This is a genomic window from Segatella oulorum F0390 (assembly GCF_000224615.1).
In the GTDB taxonomy this organism is placed as follows: Bacteria; Bacteroidota; Bacteroidia; order Bacteroidales; family Bacteroidaceae; genus Prevotella; species Prevotella oulorum.
The window spans coordinates 395783-414662 of sequence record NZ_JH114215.1 but is presented as its reverse complement, the minus strand read 5'-3'; the positions used below and the strand labels follow the sequence as shown (position 1 = coordinate 414662).

The window sequence follows — 18880 nt, the reverse complement described above, 5'->3', positions numbered from 1 at the left end:
CCATTCTAATCACATCAACACCTTTGCTATGTTGCAATTTTGAATTAAGACACTCCTCGCTAAATGTCATCCTGTCGGATTGCTTCCAGGAATTTCTGCAACAGATGTATATCTTTTATGGTTGGAGACTTTTCAAATTTACTGTTCAGATTGATACCAACACATTGTGGATGATGAAATTGTCGGATAGCAGCCACCGTATTGGGCCCAATTCCTCCACCCAACAAGAAAGGTAGTTTGCCGGAATAGGCATATAAAATACTCCAATCGAAAGGCTCATCAGCATCTGTTGCTTGATTATGCTTTGCATCAAACAAAAGCATATCGGCATGCCCTTCATATTGTTGACAGCAGGAAAGATCAGCCTTATCTGCCACATAAATAGTCTTTATAAACTTTATATTGGGGCGAATATCAGGATCAACACTGCGTCGAAGATTATCAATAAGCACAGGAGAGGCTGAACCGTCAAGCTGTACATAATCCAACTGATAGTTATAAATATAGGTGATGATTTGCTGGGGCATGGCATTCGTAAATACACCGACGCGTTTGGGTGGTTGAAGTGCTTGAGATGTCTGTTTCAGCAATATATTATGATGTGGCTTTGCATAATCAGGTAAAAGCCCTGCCCCACTCGGCTGCAAACGAATAAAACGGAAAGACTCCGGAGAAAAAACAAATCCTATCATATCAACCGAAAGGTTTGAAACCTCTTTAATATTGTGGGCACTGCACAAGCCACAAACTTTTATTTGCAAAGGTAGTTGTCGATTTTTCATAACCATTTTTCAATGTTTACAGAAAGTGTACTATTTACGCGGGAAAAATGCGCCATATTGCCTGCAAATTTACAATTAGTTTATGAATAAAACATTAAAGATTTTAGGAAAATGCAATATTACTTGCTAAGCTGCGTTAGAGAAATAGACAACCATTCATTAAGCAGCAACGTATGAAGCCTCAAAAAAACGAAGGGCCACAGCCTTCAGAACGAACATTACACATTATTCGCCAAGTGGCCTATACCTATCAATTGGTAAAGTTTAAACACGAAAGAACTTCATCTTATTTGAATTAAAAGAAACACAACAATATGGAAACACTCATTTCTCCCTCGCTTTTATCGGCCAACTTTCTGAACTTACAGAAAGATATCGAGATGGTTAACCAGAGTGAAGCCGACTGGTTACACTTGGACATCATGGATGGAGTCTTTGTACCCAATATCTCATTTGGATTTCCAGTGATTGAAGCTGTACAAAAGATTTGTAAAAAACCTTTAGATGTGCATCTCATGATTGTGCAGCCCGAGCGCTATATTGAGCAAGTTGCTCGCCTGCAAGCAATGATGATGAATGTGCATTATGAAGCCTGTACGCATCTGCATCGCACTATTCAGCAAATTCATGCCGCGGGGATGAAAGCGGGTGTCACGCTTAATCCTTCGACTCCTGTAAGCATGTTGGAAGATGTGATTGATGTGGTTGACATGGTGTTGCTCATGAGTGTTAACCCAGGTTTCGGCGGACAGCAATTTATTCCACATACAGTAGAAAAAGTTAAGCGGCTAAAACAGCTGATAGAAACTGCACACACCAGCACACTAATTCAAGTAGATGGGGGTGTTGATGCAAACACAGCTCCGGCACTTGTTCAAGCAGGTGCTGACGTTTTAGTGAGTGGGAGTTATATTTTTAGAAGCCAGAACCCACTTGAAACCATCGCTGCCTTAAAGCACGTTAGAAATATGTAGTAGGCGTTTTAGCTCAAATGGTTATTATGCCGATTCGAAGGTCAAGCAAGTTGCAAAGAGATGTTGTATATTCGTGCCATCTTTCGCAAATTGCGGATGGCATAGTGCAAACGTCCTAAACTCGTGTTGATGCTTACATTGGTCCGCTCTGCGATTTCTTTAAACGGCATTTGTTGGTAAAAACGCATGAAAACAACTTCACGTTGCACGGGAGGAAGCAAATCTACCATGCGTTTTACATCGGTTAGTACTTGTGCATTGATGCACTCTGCTTCAATATTGTTAGCCAAAAGCGCCCTTGCCGAGAGTTGCGTGAGCGTATCATCTTCAATAGAAATGATGTTCTTATGCTTTTGCGAACGAAATAAATCTATCATCACGTTGTGGGCGATGCGCGTGAGCCATGCACCAAATTTTCCATTCGCCCGATAAGCGTTATTCTGCAATTTGCTAATGGCTCGCACAAAAGTTTCCTGGAAGACATCGTCAGCCACATGTCGGTCGCGAACCACGAAGAGAATATATGTAAAGAGCTGACTTTGATTGCGTCGCAACAATTCATCAAAAGCGCGATTATTGCCGGCAACATAGCGCAACGCCAACTCTTCATCTGTAAGTGAATTTAGATTCATCATCTGTTATGTTTAAAGGATTGTGAAAGAGATTTCCTGCCATTCATTTTCTACGCCGTCTAAAATTGGGATTAAAACTCTTGGGCTTAGCCTTAGCCTTTGGAGATCCTTGTGTGGCAGTTGCCTTCTGATGTGTATTTTGCGACCCCTCGTGCCGTTTGGCTATCGGCGCTTCATGCGTCGGAGGCGTGTACGTACTTCCTATAGGACGGTCATCGTAATGTGCTGTATGCGACTTTGAAAAGCTTGCTGATTGCCCTTTAGGGAAAAGGGCTGCAATGAGATCTTCGCGGTGGATGCGCCGCAATTCGCGCGCAATACCCTTACGTTCCTCCGCCTTATACCAAAAGAAGAATTGGCGTTGTGCCAACTTTTCTTGCGGTGTCTTAGCGCTGAACACAGGCTCCAACGTGTAGGGATTGTAGCCCGTGTACCAGGCTTCGGTTGAAATGGTCATGGGCGTAGGCGTGAAATCCTGCACCTGCTCTAACTGGAAGTTCAATTTTTTAGTAATCACGGCCAATTCGGCCATGTCTTCTTCTCGACATCCAGGATGCGAACTGATGAAATAAGGGATGAGTTGTTGCTTCAACCCAGCCTCTTTATTCACTTGGTCAAAGATTTCTTTAAACGCATAAAACTGCGAAAACGAGGGCTTTCGCATAAGTTGGAGCACCTCATCCTGTGTATGCTCGGGGGCAATTTTCAAGCGTCCGCTCACGTGGTTAACAATCAGTTCGCGTGTATATTGTTTTGCTGCCGCATTAAGTGTCTCATCCTTGCTCTTGTGCAGCAACAAATCATAACGCACACCACTCCCAATGAAGCTCTTTTTTACGCCAGGAAGTGCATCTACGGCACGATAGATTTCTAACAGCTGACTGTGGTCCACATTCAAATTGGGACAAATCTCTGGATGAATACACGATGGACGTTTGCAATGCTCACACGCTTTGAGGTTACGGCCACGCATGCCATACATGTTAGCCGACGGCCCGCCAAGATCAGAAATGTAGCCTTTAAAATCGGGCATCTGCGTCACCTTTCGTGCTTCTTCCACAATGCTACGCTGGCTGCGACAAGCCACAAACTTGCCTTGATGAGCCGAGATGGTGCAAAATGCGCAGCCACCAAAACAGCCTTGGTGCATGTTGATGGAGAATTTAATCATGTCGTAGGCCTGTAACCGCTTATTTTTATATTTTGGATGGGGCAAACGGGTATAAGGAAGGTCGAAAAGCGCATCCACCTCATCGGTTGTCATCGTGGGATAAGGCGGGTTGACCACCACATATTGTTTGCCCACCTGCTGCAAAAGCCGCTGCGCATGAATCTTGTTTGATTCTTCCTCAATATGCCGATAGTTCTCGGCCTCGGCACGTTTGTCGTGCAAGCAAGTTTCGTGAGCATGCAACACAATATCGTCGGCCTTGATTTCATTGGCAAATTGGGCAATAGGCGTCAGATAAACCGTCTGCGGAATGTCGTGAATGTCGGCAATGCGACGGCCAGCATCAATGTCCTGACAAAGCTGAAGAATGGACTTTGCCCCCGAACCATAGAGTATCAAATCGGCCTTGCTGTCGCAAAGAATGCTCGGGCGTAACCGATCTTGCCAATAATCATAGTGTGTAAGGCGGCGCATAGAGGCTTCGATGCCTCCCAAGACGACGGGAACATCGGGATAAAGTTGCTTCAAAATTCGTGAATAGACAATCGTCGGATACTCGGGACGGCAGTCATGTCGACCGTCGGGGCTATATTCATCGACGGCTCGCAAACGCCGATTAGCCGTGTATTTGTTCACCATCGAATCCATGCAGCCCGGCGAAATACCAAAAAACAGCCTCGGCCGCCCTAACTTTTTAAAATCACGATAATCGCCATGCCAATCGGGTTGCGGCACGATGGCCACGCGATAGCCTGCAGCCTCTAAAGAGCGGCCGATGACGGCCACACCAAAAGAGGGGTGGTCGATATAAGCATCGCCCGAAAAAAGAATGACATCAAGCTCGTCCCAACCACGGAGCATACACTCCTTTTTCGTAGTTGGAAGAAAATCGGTGAGTTGATAATGCGATGAATCCAATCTTCTTATCTCTTTTTTATATCCGTATTTAAACTATGTTCTCGATACATCGGAAATGCTCCTTGTGCTAAAAGTCTCCCAAAAACAACGCGCGAAGCGGCACTTTTCTGAAAAACCTTGGAAAAACAACGCGCGAAACGATGTTTTGGAAAAAAACCTTGGAAAAACAACGCGCGAAACGATGTTTTGGAAAAAAGCCTTGGAAAAACAACGCACGAAACGATGTTTTGGAAAAAAGCCTTGGAAAAACAACGCGCGAAACGACGTTTTGGAAAAAAGCCTTGGAAAAACAACGCGCGAAACGGTATTTTGTTTTTAAAACCATGCAGAGTGTGCGCTGGAAGCATCCTTTTATGCGTCGCACCCTTCTTCTCCAGCCTGCTTGCTCTTCCAATCGGCAAATAGCAGCATCAGCTGGTGCAAGCCAAAGGCCTTCATATTGGGATGGTAGATCACATCGAGGCAAAGATCCAGCAACGGTTTGTTGTTGCCTTCTTCGCTCTCGAGCAGTGAGCGCACATTGAATTTCAGCTTGTCCAACACGTTTTCGTCGACAATGCCATTGCTATCTACCAAATTGCGCGTCAGATGATAACGGTCAATGGTTTGCAGATGTTCCTCGGTGAGTTCTATCGAACGCGTACCCGATGGATTTGCTTGTATTTTATACATTGTTTTATATTGTAAATGATGATTTCGTTTATTGAAAAAGTTGCTGCATGATGGTGCGCATCAGCATGGTGCGTTGCGAACGTTGCCGAATACATTCAAAGGGAAAGCCCATGAACCACGCCCGATAGTTTGGCCCGCGGTAGCATGTCGCAGCCGGCTGCCCGTCACTATATTGCAGCACCATGGCCGCACCATCCAAAGGTTGCAGCGCATCGACCGAAGTTGCGGCATAATGGTCAGCGTTGGGGGTGCGGAAAATGTCGAAGCTGTCTTGCCCAGCGTAAATGGTTTCACCTGCATGGCACGAGTCGCAGCTGACCGACTCAACCTTGAATACATCGGAAAGAAACTTTCTGTCAGACTCGCTGCGCTGGTCGGAGGCCGCATAACTGCCGCTTACCAACAGTTGTCCACGCTGCGCCACATAATTGCGTAACAGTTGTTGCAACGGCTTTGAGAAGGTCTGACCGTAGCGGTCGGTTTTCTGCAAGCCCAAAAGAAGGTCTATAGCCTGATAGCGGGTGAGCGGCTCCAGCCTCTTCTCTACACAGCTGAGCGTGCAACTGGCCACATTATAAGTGCCTATGGCAGCAAGTGCTTCCACATGGCTGCGCACAGCCGAGAAATCGTTGCCAGCAATGAATTTTCCTTCAAGTTCGTTGCCGCTATAGCCCAAACCGGTTGCATCTTCAATGCCCATGCGTGTCTTGTCGAAATTGAGCTGTCGCCCACTCCATCCTGCAGTTAAACCATAGGACACACCAGGGTCTTTGTCCATATCAAAGCCTTGACGGTCGGCATCATCCACCACGAATGGTGGGGCTAAACGAGTGAATCCATTTGCCACGAGAATCGTTTTTGTGGCGCCCGACACATGATAGGCCGACAGTTCCTCCGTTGGGAAGCTCTCGCCACCCTGGTTGATGGCCGTCACCTTGAAATTATATTGCACGCCGGGCTGCAAGTCGATTTCTGTGTAAGGAGTGCCCACCACAACACCATTGTCATAGCCTTTGTCGCCCATAGCTGTGTAGACCACGTAGGAAGAAGGCGTGGCAGAGGGTTCTAAACTGTCGGGAGTGGTCGACCAGGCCAGACGAATGCGTTGCGGTTGCACAAAAGTGAGACGGAAGTCTTGTGGGGCGAGGGGCGCAATAACCGTGGGACGTCCATGTGCACCATTCACATAGCGAGCAATCGTCTTATAAAGAGAGCGTGCCATGAGAAATTTAAAATGGGGATCTTGCCCTAACAGCATGTCGGGAAAATTCTGATGGGAAAGGGTCTCAATAATGGCACTCGGCACTTCGGACAGACGTGTTTCGGCATAGTTCTTATCCCAAAGATAACGAATGGGCCAAGGGGTCTGCGAGGCTGACAAATCTCGTTGCAGTCCGTCCAACAACTGTTGTGCAAAATCTTTCGAAACCAAACGGCTCACGCCTGCATTCAGCTGGCCTTCGTTGAAATGGGTCGTGCAAATGGCCAACGAACCCACCAAACTGCCATCGGCGTTGTAGCCTGCGTCACTATGCACCGCTAAAGCCAATTCGATCGGAACGCGCTTACCCTCTAAGTTGGGCACATAGCATGACCCTCCGCTAAGCCAGTTGGTCATCTGAGGACGTGCATTGATATCATCCCCATAATCGTTGGCACCTAATTTCCCATTATACACCCACGTGGGTGCTCCAGCCCATTGCGCATAGTAGCGCGCACCTTCCAAACAACGCGGCATACCACTGACTATTCCGCCACGCGAAATGTTACCCATTCCTCCTCCAAAACGCAAGGCATCAGCTGTAACCACACCATGATGCGCGGAGTGGTTGGTGAGCACAACGCGATTGTCCAAGCTACTGCCAGCATCAAAATCAAACGAGCCCAAATAAACCCATGTACCACCACCCATGGTTTGATTGACCAAAAAACGAGTTGCCTGCCCGCGATGATAAACGATATATTCGGCATCGGACACGCTTTTTTCCGTTGTTTGATAACTCACGTACACGGCAAAGCGTCCTGCCTTCTGGAATGTGGGCTGATAGGAAATGAGTGACGGATTTTTGCTTCTCGTGGCTTTGGCCATGCGCGCCGTCCCTTGTTCAAACGGATTTTCACCATTTTCGTAACTCCCTTGATGCATTGAGAAACCAGGAGTGTCGGTTGTGGTCCACACACCTTTTACATTTTCCTCCCGATAGGCTGGCACTTTTGAAATATCATTATCGATGATGTGCTCTTCGGTTTGCCAATCACGCTCACGCGGCGTAAACACAACCGCTCCTGCTCGTTGCAACATCGGGATGAGATAAGGTACGACGATCGTTTGCGTGAACAAATCTTCTGTTGTGCAAAAGAGCGCAGGACGCTGCCACACCCATTTACTCTTGTTTATGTCGTAATAGCGTCCATGGCTCGCCCATAAGGAAATATGGCGACCAAATAAACCATGCGGAATAGCAAATGGATGTGAAGCATTTGCTACCCACGGTGCATCGACATCATCTATATCGCCCCAAAACTGACGACCAATATCTGCAGGCAGCTTGGCATCTGGTAAAAGATACGCTATGGGTTGCCCGCCACATTGCAATTCCAGCTGATAATGCTGTGTGAAAGTAGGGAGTAGTTTTTTTATCGATTTATAAAGCTTATGTAATTGCTTAGGCATAATATTTTGCAAATCGGGAGCATTATGGAACTCAACTAAGAGGCGTCCTTTCGCATCTAAGGTGATAGACTTTACCTCAATCGGAGCCGAAAAATCAAACTTCTCTTGATAATATTTCGCAAAATAGCCATTCATCATCACTTTATAGGTGTTTAAATCTGTGGGCATTTCTGCCCACAGAAACAATCCATACCAAAACAGTGACAACAATAGCAATACTTTGCGTAGATGTGGTAAACTCTTCTCAATAAGCAAAATTCTCTGGTTTTTTCCCTTTAAATGACTTGAAATAATCTTTTATTAAAGGCATATCACGTTCAATATCACCGGATGGAATAAAAGTTTGCGTGCATACAATCTGTTTCTTTTCATAATCAACGCCATAGAGAAGAATGGGGATTTTCGCACCAAGCGCAATGTAATAAAATCCCTTTTTCCAATCAGCATTAGGTGAACGTGTTCCTTCGGGCGTAATACAAAGTCTGAAATCGGACGATCGCATAGCCGTATGAACTAAATTATCTGTCATACTGCTGTGCTTACTTCGCCACACGGGTATGCCCCCTAACCGTCTAAACAACATGCCCAATGGCCAAAAGAACCATTCGCGCTTCATCAGGAAATTGATTTTTATACCTTCAGACCACGTGAATAGCTGACCTAAAATAAAGTCCCAATTACTTGTATGAGGTGCTAAACAGATAATAAACTTTTCAGGGAATGGGATGGTGACATGTTTTGTCCATCCCATTTTCTGATAGAGAAGCCAGTTGGCAAACTTTTGTATACGCATTCGCCTTTATAAATTCTGAATGTGGTCAACAATTTCATTTACCTGTGTATTGAAATCATTGATAATTACTTTGTAATAAGCTTTTGCAGGAAGTCCTGGCTCCGGATGCGAAATGCGGCGGATAAAATCATTGTGAACCGAAAGGATTACCCTTAAGAGGGCATCTAAATTCTCCTGATTAATCTTTTTACCATAAAGTGAAGCTGCTACGGCTTCGGCAAACAAGTCGCTACAAACATAGTCTATAGACCGTTTTAATTCTCTCTTCTTAGCCATAATCTTTGTAACTTTTATATTTATGCTTGCCAAAGATAAACAAAAAATTGTAATTGTAAAATATGCACCTTAAAAAGTTTCGGATAATTTTTGTTTTCATTCCATTTATTTTTATGTTTCACAGAAAAGTCGTAAATTTGCGCGTGTTATTGCATAACATTAATTTATAATCATAAAATAAAATCGAAATGATGGAAATTAGCGCATTGCAGAAAGCAAGATCTGCTTATCAGCCTAAGTTACCCAAAGCCCTTCAGGGTGCAGTGAAGATTGTAGAAGGAGCGCCAACACAAAGCGTTGACAATCAAGAAGAGATTAAGAACTTATTTCCCAACACGTATGGAATGCCCTTGGTAGAATTTGTTCCAGGAAATGAGACCAACCAAAAGAAGATGAATGTTGGTATTATTCTTTCTGGTGGACAAGCTCCTGGCGGGCACAATGTCATTAGTGGTTTATTCGATGCCGTTAAGAAACTTAATCCCGAAAACCGCCTTTATGGCTTTTTAATGGGGCCAGGCGGATTGGTTGACCACAACTATATTGAAATTACTTCAGAATTTATTGACCCGTATCGCAACACCGGAGGTTTCGATATGATTGGCTCTGGACGTACAAAGTTGGAAAAAGAGGAGCAGTTTGAAAAAGGCTTGCAAATCATTCGCAAATTAGACATCAGCGCCATTGTTATTATTGGCGGAGACGATTCGAATACCAACGCTTGTGTATTAGCTGAATATTATGCAGCCAAGAAATATGGTGTACAAGTGATTGGCTGCCCAAAGACGATAGATGGCGACTTGAAGAACAGTCAAATCGAAACGTCATTCGGTTTCGACACCGCTACAAAGACCTATTCAGAGCTGATTGGCAACATCGAGCGTGACTGCAACTCTGCACGCAAATATTGGCACTTTGTAAAGCTTATGGGGCGTTCGGCTTCACACATCGCGTTGGAATGTGCACTGCAAACCCAACCCAACATTTGCTTAATCTCAGAAGAAATTGAGAAAAATGACCTTACACTGAACGAAGTGGTTGAGAACATTGCCAACACCGTAGCTTATCGTGCCGCACAAGGCAACAACTTCGGTGTAGTGCTCATTCCCGAAGGTTTAATCGAGTTTATTCCTGCTATCGGCCGCCTTATTCAAGAGCTGAACGACCTACTTGCTGCGCACGGTGCCGACTACAAGGACTTGAACAAGGATGCACAGCGTGCTTATATTCTCAGCCATCTGTCAAAGGAGAATGCTGCAACGTTCGAAACCCTTCCTGAAGGTGTGGCACGCCAATTAAGTTTGGATCGTGACCCTCACGGCAATGTGCAAGTATCACTCATCGAAACAGAGAAACTTCTTTCAGAGATGGTTGATGCTAAACTTCAGCAATGGGCTAAGGAAGGAAAATACAATGGAAAATTTGCGCCGCAGCACCACTTCTTCGGCTACGAAGGACGTTGCGCTGCTCCATCTAACTTCGATGCCGACTATTGCTACGCCTTAGGAACCAGTGCGGCTCAACTCATTGCTAATGGAAAGACTGGTTACATGGCCATTGTTAAGAATACCACAGCCACAACTGACAACTGGAAAGCTGGGGGTGTGCCTATTACTATGATGATGAACATGGAACGCAGGAACGGCCAGATGAAGCCTGTTATCCGCAAGGCATTGGTTGAACTTGATGGTAAACCTTTCAAAGCTTTTGCTGCAAAACGCGATGAATGGGCGAAGAATACAGCATACGTTTATCCAGGTCCTATCCAATATTGGGGACCAGCTGAAGTTTGTGATCAACCCACCAAAACGCTGATTTTGGAACAAAAATAATCCAACTTATTATCAATTCATATATAGGGAAAGGAAAAACACCAGAAAACAAGCCTTTCCCTATATTTTTATTTGCATGACAACAACAAAACGAACCTACAAGCGGACTCGAAAAAGAAGGAAGCCAACCACACGTAAACGTTTTCGCCCCTTTCGTAATCTCTCACGCAAAACCATTGCATGGGGAGCTGTGGGTATGATAGCGGTCTACGTTTGGTGCTTTTATCATTTCTTTGTTGGACCTACGGGGTTCCGTTGGCGTGCACTTTATGGTGAAGCTAAATATCCCGAAGGCTACGAAATCCACGGCATTGATATCTCCCATTATCAAACCAACATCGACTGGGAGAAGGTGGCCAATGCAATGATTGAGGGAAATCCCATTCGTTTTGTCATTATGAAGAGCACAGAAGGAACGGGCAAACTCGACGAAACGTTTTATGAAAACTATCAGAGTGCCGGAGACTATGGCTTCATTCGCGGTGCCTACCACTTTTGGAGCACCAAATCGTCTGCACGCGATCAAGCCTATTATTTTCTTGATAAAGTTCATCTTAATGATGGCGATTTGCCACCCGTTTTAGACGTGGAGCACAAACGTCCCGATCAGACCACTGAAGATTTTCAACGCGATGTGCTCACCTGGCTTCACATTGTGGAAGATAAATATCACGTGAAGCCCATACTCTATACCTACCACAAATTCAAGCAGCAATATCTTTCAGCACCCGTTTTCAACGACTATCCCTATTGGATAGCTCACTACTATGTAGACAAGGTGGAATATAAAGGTGCTTGGAAATTTTGGCAACACACCGATGCAGGAAAAATTCCTGGTATAAAAGGTTATGTCGATTTTAATATCTATAACGGCAGCTACTACGATTTAAAGAAAATGGCCATCGGCAGTAGCCGTTGGTAAGGGCGGCCTCAACCCTCCTCTGCCTGCTACAACATTATATGCGAAGCTCTTTCAGGATAGCCGCCATCTTTTGTTTTGTCGTTATCGTTGTGGGAACTAATGGCAGGCGCAGCACATTCTCAATCATCCCCATATCATTCAGTAATGCTTTGCAACCCGCAGGATTGCCGTCGATAAAAAGTAAGGAATAAAGTTCGGTGAATTTGTGATGAATTTTCCGTGCGGGTTCATATTCTCCATTGAATTCTAAGCGAATCATACGGCTAAACTCTTTCGGCAGCGCATTACCAATCACGGAAATAACGCCTGCTGCACCACTGGCTACCATGGAGAACGTCAAAGCATCATCGCCACTAATCACGTCGAAGCGATGGGGCTTATTCTTAATAATCTCATCCACCTGCTCCATGCTGCCGCTGGCTTCTTTCACGCCAACAATATTTGCAAAATCATTGGCCAAGCGAACAATAGTCTCGGGCTTCATGTTGACCCCCGTCCGCCCCGGAACGTTATAGAGCACAATGGGCAACGGGCTCACTTCGGCAATGGCTTTAAAATGCTGATAAATTCCTTCTTGAGAAGGTTTGTTGTAATAAGGACAGATGCTCAAAATGCCATCAATCCCCGTCCAATCGGTCGTCTTGATTTCTTCCACCACAGCGGCGGTATTGTTTCCACCACAATATTTAAGGATAGGCACACGTCCTGCCACACGCTCTCTGATAAATGCCGTGATGTCATCGCGCTCTTGCTGCGTCAGGCAAGGTGCCTCGCCCGTCGTTGCCAAAATACACAAAAAGTCGGCGCCGTTTGCCAACTGATATTCTATGAGTCGCTTCAGTGCATCATAGTCAACCTTCCCTTCGGATGTGAATGGAGTGATGAGCGCGATACCTAAACCTTTAAATATATTGTGTGCCATAAATACTTGTTTTTTCGTTCGTGCAGGCAAAGATACGATTATTCTTGCAAAGCGGTGCCAACTTGGCGGTATTATTTTGCTGCCCCATCCCGTCAATGCGAGCCGATGTAGAGGCAAAGCATGCCCAGCAACACCAACAGCAAATCGATGGCTTTGGCTTTAACATTGCGTTCCCGAAAAAAGAGCACTGCCGTGATGAAACTCACAATGACACTGCCGCGGCGCACCATGCTCACAACCGAAATCATGGCACCGGGGAGGCTTAGCGCGTAGAGATAGGCGAAGTCGGCAAGACTTAGGAATATCGAGATGAAAACAATCGCGCCATCCCACCGAAAAGGCGTTGACTGTCGCCGCTTGGGAAACCAAATGGTGCACAAAATGATGCCCATTAAAACCATCTGATAAATGTTATACCAGCTCTGCACCACCATGCGATTCAGTCCCACGCCCCCATCCTGCACAGAGGCCATCAGATATTTGTCATACAACCCACTCGCTGCACCCAACAATGCTGCAATAATCAGGCAAAATATCCAGCGATTGTGCTTAAAGTCAATGCCCTCTTTCCGCCCGCTTCGGCTCAACAAGAAGAACGACAAAATGGCCATCAACACACCCGTCCACTGCCACAGATTGAGCCGCTCGCCATAAACCAGCAGCGCACCCACCAGCACCAACACGGGGCGCGTGGCATTGATGGGACCAACAATGCTTAGCGGAAGATGCTTCATGGCAAAATAGCCAAAAATCCAGCTCGACAGCACCAAAACGCTCTTCAGCAAAATGAAACGATGTGCCGCCCACCCCATCTGCGGCACATAAAACATGCTGCCGTCCAAGGTGTGCGACGAAGCGGACAGAACGATGAAGGGGAGGAAGATGAGCGTTGAAAGCAGCGTGTTGAGAAACAAAACGGGGATGACCGCGTTGTTGCGCAACGACTTTTTCTTAAACGTGTCGTAAAAGCCCAGCAGCGCCGCCGAAAGGAATGCTAAGAGTAACCACATTGCAATATATTTTTAATTGTTAAGCCCGTCCAAGGGGTTGAAACATCCGTTTTTGAGAAAAATACACGAGATACGGGGTGTATTTCGGCTCTTTTTGAGAAAAACATACGAGATACGGGGTGTATTTCGGTCGTTTTTGAGAAAAACACACGAGATACCAGGGGTGTTTCGATTGTTTTTGAGAAAAACACACGAGATACCAGGGGTGTTTCGACTGTTTTTGAGAAAAACACACGAGATACCAGGGGTGTTTCGACTGTTTTTGAGAAAAACACACGAGATACCGGGGGTGTTTCGACTGTTTTTGATGAAAACAACGCTTCGGGGACTCCCGAACAAGCGTTTTTGATAAAAACAACGCTTCGGGGAGTCCCGAACAGGCATTTTTGATAAAAACAACGCTTCGGGGAGCCCCGAACAAGCATTTCTGAGAAAAACAGCCCGCCGGGGACTCCCGAACACAGATTTCCGACCTAAGCGCTTCATTTCTTCCTCCCCCCAACTAATAAACAATGTCTTCTAAAAACAGCGCATGGCCGGGCATGCTCTCCCCCGCTTGGCTGCGGTTGCCGTCCGTCAAGATGCACTGGAATTCGGACAACGAGATTTTGTGCCGCCCCAAAAGCATGAGTGTCCCCACCGTGGCACGCACCATGTTGCGCAGAAATCGGTTGGCCGTGATTTCAAAATACCATTCGTGCGCCGCTGTTTGCACCCACTGGCAGGTCGTCACTTCGCAAAGTGTTGTTTTGTTGTCGCCGCCACTTTTGCAAAAGGCGGCGAAATCGCGCTGTGCCAGTAGCAGTTTGCAGCCTTCGTTCATCCGCTTGAAGTCGAGCGGGAAAGTGACGAGCAGCGAATAGTGGCGCAGAAAAGGCGACTTCGCGGTGTGGATGTAATAGTGATAGGTGCGCCATTTTGCCGAGAAACGTGCGTGCATATCGCCAGCCACCGGCACCAGCTTTTGCACGCTGATGTCCCTTGGCAGCATGCGATTTAACCGATAGACCACCTGTTCTGTGTCCATTACCTCTGCAAAATCGAAATGCGCCACCATCAACCGGGCATGCACACCCGTATCGGTTCGGCCGGCTCCCACCACTTCAATGGGCGTGCGCAAAAGCGTTGTCAAAGCCTGTTGCAGCACCGCTTGCACCGAGATGCCATTGGGTTGCAGCTGCCAGCCGTGATAGCGGGTGCCATCATAACTGAAATAAATGAAATAGCGCTGCATACGGGGGTTATCGTGCTCCATAATTCTTTAATATGTTATACATCACTTGGTCGTAGCCGTAAACGTCGTCGTAGGCGCGCATGACGCCATTGGCATCGGGATAGAGCGTGAAATAGGTGATGAAGAGCGGCACTTCGGGCGTGATGTTGACCGAGCCTATCAGTAATTGCCGCTTCAAGGTATCTGGCTTCTCCACAGCTTTTTCGTCGCCATCGGCAGGCCTTGCTTTCTTTTTTCCGATATCGGCCGTCATCGAATATCGTATTTTCTCGGCCAACTGCTCGTCTTTCTCGCCTAAAAGAAAGAGGGCCAACGCATAGGGATGCTGCACGCGAACGCAGCCGTGGCTCACATCGCGTGAGTTTTTGGCAAAGAAGTCGCGCTGATCGGTGTCGTGCAAAAACACACTGAATTTATTGTTGAAACGAAAGACGATGCGCCCCAACGAGTTCCCTACCCCACCCGATTGAATCACCAAGTAGTCTTTGCTCATGAGCATGCTGGGCGTTACCTGGTCGAGTGGCATTTTTCGCCCTGTCGAACGCTGTCGCACGAAGAAATTGCGCGCCTCAAAATATTCAGCGTTTCCTGCTTGCGGCAAAATTGATTTTTCGATGATGCTTCGCGGTACAATCCATTGTGGATTGATGTCCATGCGCATAAAACGGCTCGTGAGCAAGGGTGTTTTCGTGTCTAAGGCACCACAACCCACACGCATCTCCAACACGTCTTCGCCATCCACGGCTCGCAGCTGGAATGCAGGTATATTCACCATCACATATTTACTATGCTGCGACGGCCTGTCGTCTGTGCGCCAGCGCGCACGCTCCATGTTGCAAAGAATGCGCAGACGTTGCTGCGGGTTGGTTTCGATTTGCAGCATCTCCTCATACCTTTTATATAATGCACTTTGCGGAAGAATCTCTTGCAGAAATATCGCCAAGCTGTCGTGCGCCAATTTGCGTTGACAGATGCTGAAAAAATTGCGATTCAAGCGCTTCATGGGCACATCAAACAGGCTGCGATAAGACTGTGATGTGGAGTCGGGCTTCAACAAATCCAAGCGATTGAATGCTGTGTAGGGGTTGACAAAACCAAACTGCATGCCGGCTGCATAACGATAATAAGCTTTGGTGAGGTTGTATTCTAATCGAGCGAAAACCTTGTTGATGGTATGGCTGCTATCCGAGAAGTCTAAATTATGCGCACGCTGCAAATCATCGGTGATTTGTTGTACACGGAATTTCTCTGGTCGGAAGCCCAAATGCTTCACGTTTTGCAAAGCCATTAAGAGCGTTTCAGCCTGCGCATTTACGCCATTCCGCGTAATCCACAAAAAGGTTCCACGTCGCGTATAATGGGCTTTACAGCGCATGTCGGGCATCATCGAGTCGGTATCGCTCTTCTTTAGTTGCGCGATGTAACGGCGTATTTGATGCGAATTTAGTGCATAGTTCGATTGGCGCAGTGTTGCATAGTGCGATAATTGCAAATTTGCATTGGGATTGTCGGCCCGCTCTTTACAGGCTACGACAAAAACAACCATCAAAAAAGTAAATACGTTTATCCTGAAACGATATGCATTCTGTGCTTTTATCCTAAATATAGTCACTCCATTAGTTCTCCTGTCAATAATCTTTGAATGTTTAAAGTGTCACAACTAATCCCTCATCGGACAACATGCTCTGTTCGAAAACGGTTTTGGCTTCGTTGAGCAACACACGCTCGTCCTCATACCTCGAGCTGTAGTGCCCCAATAATAATCGCCCCACTCTCGCATCGCGCGCCACCATGGCAGCTTCCTTCGCTGTGGAATGCCAATATTTTTTTGCATGCGCTGCACAATCTTCTGTATAGGTGCTCTCGTGATAAAGCACATCAACGCCTTGCAGCAAAGTGTGCAGCGTGGGAATATAGCGCGTGTCGCTGCAATAGGCATAAGCCCGTGTTGGGTCGGCAGGCGTTGTTAATTGTTCATGTGGAATGACGTCTCCTGCTGGTGAAACCCAATCCTGCCCAGCCTTGATATTGTTGATTTGGCTCACCGGCACATGATAAAAGTCTATCATTGCACGATTAATATGTGGCAGTTTGGGCTTTTCTCGAAACAAGAACCCACATGTAGGCACTCGATGTTGTAGTGGGATGGTGGTCACCGTCAATCCCCTGTCTTCATAAATCATTTTGCTTTGCGTGGTGTCTAATCCATGAAAAACAATCTCAAAGCCCAACGTGGCACAGAAGAATGCAAGTTGTTCCCGAAAAATAGTTTCGAATTCTTGGGGAGCATAAACGTGCATAGGAGCCGTGCGACCGAGCATTCCAAACGTGCTCAACAAACCCAATAGACCAAAACAATGGTCACCATGTAAATGCGAAATAAAAATGGCTTGCAGCTTTGCGAAATGAATATGCGTGTAGCGTAATTGCGTTTGTGTGCCCTCTCCGCAATCAATCATGAAAAATTTATTGCCCATTTCAACCACTTGCGATGAGGCATTGTGGCGTAGTGTAGGCAAGGCTGAACCGCAACCTAAAATGTGAATTTTAAAGGCATTCATGAGCAACCACTCGTTGTGATAGACGGTTATTGCAGCCGATGGTAAGCGAAAATACCAACCTTATTTTCTAAATACAGGGAATCGGCACCTAAGTTATCAATGGCAAATGTATCTCGATTGAGCAACAGTTGTCCATTATAGATTTTCCATTCCGTCCAAGGGTTTTGCTCGGCTTTGACATTGCTCTTCACAACACCACCTTCAAGTATCTCAAATTGCTTGTCAATGCTTACCCATTTGCCTTGTAAAGTGGTGAGGTTTATCACACGATCTGCATAAGATTCTCCATCAACTTTGTGACCAATCACAGCCAATCGATCGCCACAGAGCAATCCGCCTAACACCACAGCCGAATCAGGTCCTTCGTCCAACAATGTATAATGCAACGTATCTCCCATATCGGTGATAAGTTCAAGATGGTGCATAGATGTACCTTCCCCGCATATTCCATAGCTTGTGGTGTCATTTTGATCCATTTGTGTCGTCTCGTTTGTAGATTGATTGTTACTTGCTTTCTTAGGTTTGCAACCATTAACAACTGCAACAGTCAAAACGATAACCATCAGGAAAATTATTTTCTTCATATTCTGTCCTCCAATTATTTTTCTTCTTTTCGTTTTGCTTCATCCCAAAGTGCATCCATCTCTTCCAATGAAAGGTTGCTCAACGCTCGACCTTGCGCTTTCGCCTGTGCTTCAACATAGCTAAAACGGCGGATAAACTTTTGGTTGGTCTGCTCCAAAGCACTATCTGGATTGAGCTGATAGAGGCGAGCTGCATTCACCAAACTGAAGAGAACATCGCCCAACTCTGCTTGTGCATGTTGTGCATCGCCCTGCTCAAATTCAGCTTCTAATTCGTTCAACTCTTCACGCACCTTTTGCCATACATCGCGCCTATTTTTCCAGTCAAATCCCACATTGCGCGCTTTCTCTTGGATGCGTGCGGCCTTAATGAGCGATGGAAGTGAAGTCGGAACACCCGATAGCACAGTTTCATTGCCATGATGCTCACGCTGTTTACGCTGCTCCCAGGATGCTTCCACAGCTGATGCTGTTGTGGGTTTAGCATGTGTTGCAGCGACCTCGTCAGTTCGATAGATCACTTGTCCAGCCGGATTGATTTCCATTTCCGGATTGACCACACGCCATGTTCCTCCTTTGTTCCAGTCGATGAAATCGTGACGATACATTAATTTGTCGCTGTGAGCATCGCAAACGTCAGCTATATCGAATTGCCCTTGTTCTTCAGCCAACTTTGCATAAAACACAATGTGTTCCAACACATCGCCCAACTCTTTACAAATCTCTTGCACATCACCCTGCAGCAGCGCATCGCTGAGTTCATAAACCTCTTCAATAGTATAGGGACGTAGACTCTCACATGTCTGCTTTCGATCCCAAGGACACTCCGTCCGCAACCGCTCTTGTATATCCAACAGGCGGGCAAAGGCCTGCAACTTTTCTTCTCGAGAATGATTTTTTGTTTTCATGCGCCAAAGGTAACC

At 46.2% G+C, this 18880-nt stretch carries 18 protein-coding genes; 3 read left to right on the top strand and 15 right to left on the bottom strand.

What is annotated here, in order from left to right; genetic code table 11:
- Positions 1–59 precede the first annotated feature (59 nt).
- Complete coding sequence (locus HMPREF9431_RS01765; RefSeq protein WP_004379355.1) at positions 60–782, bottom strand: phosphoribosylanthranilate isomerase; 723 nt, start codon at positions 780–782, stop codon at positions 60–62.
- Between the two features lie 314 nt (positions 783–1096).
- Here HMPREF9431_RS01765 and rpe point away from each other — a divergent pair, with 314 nt between their 5' ends.
- Entirely contained in the window at positions 1097–1756 is a 660-nt protein-coding gene (rpe, locus tag HMPREF9431_RS01760) for a ribulose-phosphate 3-epimerase (protein WP_004379354.1), read from the top strand.
- Between the two features lie 41 nt (positions 1757–1797).
- On the opposite strand, the gene HMPREF9431_RS01755 is transcribed toward rpe, so the two are convergent.
- The 7 genes from HMPREF9431_RS01755 to HMPREF9431_RS01725 form a co-directional block, all read right to left on the bottom strand.
- Positions 1798–2391: an RNA polymerase sigma factor gene (locus HMPREF9431_RS01755; protein ID WP_040560658.1), complete on the bottom strand. Its 594-nt coding sequence runs from the start codon at positions 2389–2391 to the stop codon at positions 1798–1800.
- A gap of 40 nt (positions 2392–2431) precedes the next feature.
- Positions 2432–4420, bottom strand: a complete 1989-nt coding sequence (locus tag HMPREF9431_RS01750; protein WP_231287749.1) for a YgiQ family radical SAM protein — start codon at positions 4418–4420, stop codon at positions 2432–2434.
- A 62-nt stretch (positions 4421–4482) separates the two neighbouring features.
- Complete coding sequence (locus HMPREF9431_RS12725) at positions 4483–4824, bottom strand: hypothetical protein (protein ID WP_155812912.1); 342 nt, start codon at positions 4822–4824, stop codon at positions 4483–4485.
- Positions 4825–4828: 4 nt separating this feature from the next.
- Positions 4829–5149 (bottom strand): hypothetical protein, encoded by a 321-nt coding sequence (locus HMPREF9431_RS01740; RefSeq protein ID WP_004379351.1) that lies wholly within the window; start codon positions 5147–5149, stop codon positions 4829–4831.
- Positions 5150–5177: 28 nt separating this feature from the next.
- The gene (locus tag HMPREF9431_RS01735; RefSeq protein WP_004379350.1) at positions 5178–8078 is read right to left on the bottom strand and encodes a golvesin C-terminal-like domain-containing protein; all 2901 of its coding nucleotides are present in this window, start codon (positions 8076–8078) and stop codon (positions 5178–5180) included.
- Positions 8068–8616, bottom strand: coding sequence for a 1-acyl-sn-glycerol-3-phosphate acyltransferase (locus tag HMPREF9431_RS01730; RefSeq protein WP_004379349.1), 549 nt, complete (start codon positions 8614–8616; stop codon positions 8068–8070). Before HMPREF9431_RS01730 ends, HMPREF9431_RS01735 begins: the two co-directional genes overlap by 11 nt.
- A 6-nt stretch (positions 8617–8622) precedes the next feature.
- Positions 8623–8892, bottom strand: a complete 270-nt coding sequence (locus tag HMPREF9431_RS01725; RefSeq protein ID WP_004379348.1) for a hypothetical protein — start codon at positions 8890–8892, stop codon at positions 8623–8625.
- 191 nt (positions 8893–9083) lie between these two features.
- Here HMPREF9431_RS01725 and HMPREF9431_RS01720 point away from each other — a divergent pair, with 191 nt between their 5' ends.
- A complete protein-coding gene (locus tag HMPREF9431_RS01720) occupies positions 9084–10724 on the top strand; it encodes a diphosphate--fructose-6-phosphate 1-phosphotransferase (protein WP_040561026.1) in 1641 nt (546 codons plus the stop codon).
- 76 nt (positions 10725–10800) lie between these two features.
- Positions 10801–11646, top strand: coding sequence for a glycoside hydrolase family 25 protein (locus HMPREF9431_RS01715; RefSeq protein ID WP_004379345.1), 846 nt, complete (start codon positions 10801–10803; stop codon positions 11644–11646).
- 34 nt (positions 11647–11680) lie between these two features.
- Here the strand turns inward: HMPREF9431_RS01715 and dapA are convergent, their stop codons facing one another.
- The 7 genes from dapA to mazG all read right to left on the bottom strand — a co-directional run bounded on the left by dapA (position 11681) and on the right by mazG (position 18865).
- Positions 11681–12568, bottom strand: a complete 888-nt coding sequence (gene dapA, locus HMPREF9431_RS01710; protein WP_004379344.1) for a 4-hydroxy-tetrahydrodipicolinate synthase — start codon at positions 12566–12568, stop codon at positions 11681–11683.
- Between the two features lie 92 nt (positions 12569–12660).
- On the bottom strand, positions 12661–13578 hold the full coding sequence (locus tag HMPREF9431_RS01705) for a DMT family transporter (protein WP_004379343.1): 918 nt from the start codon (positions 13576–13578) through the stop codon (positions 12661–12663).
- 502 nt (positions 13579–14080) lie between these two features.
- The gene (gene truA / locus HMPREF9431_RS01700) at positions 14081–14812 is read right to left on the bottom strand and encodes a tRNA pseudouridine(38-40) synthase TruA (protein ID WP_040561025.1); all 732 of its coding nucleotides are present in this window, start codon (positions 14810–14812) and stop codon (positions 14081–14083) included.
- Positions 14813–14819: 7 nt separating this feature from the next.
- Positions 14820–16358 (bottom strand): L,D-transpeptidase scaffold domain-containing protein, encoded by a 1539-nt coding sequence (locus HMPREF9431_RS01695; protein ID WP_040560654.1) that lies wholly within the window; start codon positions 16356–16358, stop codon positions 14820–14822.
- Between the two features lie 100 nt (positions 16359–16458).
- Positions 16459–17373 (bottom strand): ribonuclease Z, encoded by a 915-nt coding sequence (locus tag HMPREF9431_RS01690; RefSeq protein ID WP_004379339.1) that lies wholly within the window; start codon positions 17371–17373, stop codon positions 16459–16461.
- 26 nt (positions 17374–17399) lie between these two features.
- Entirely contained in the window at positions 17400–17957 is a 558-nt protein-coding gene (locus tag HMPREF9431_RS01685) for a lipocalin-like domain-containing protein (protein ID WP_004379338.1), read from the bottom strand.
- 14 nt (positions 17958–17971) lie between these two features.
- Entirely contained in the window at positions 17972–18865 is an 894-nt protein-coding gene (gene mazG / locus HMPREF9431_RS01680; RefSeq protein WP_004379337.1) for a nucleoside triphosphate pyrophosphohydrolase, read from the bottom strand.
- Between the last annotated feature and the right edge of the window lie 15 nt (positions 18866–18880).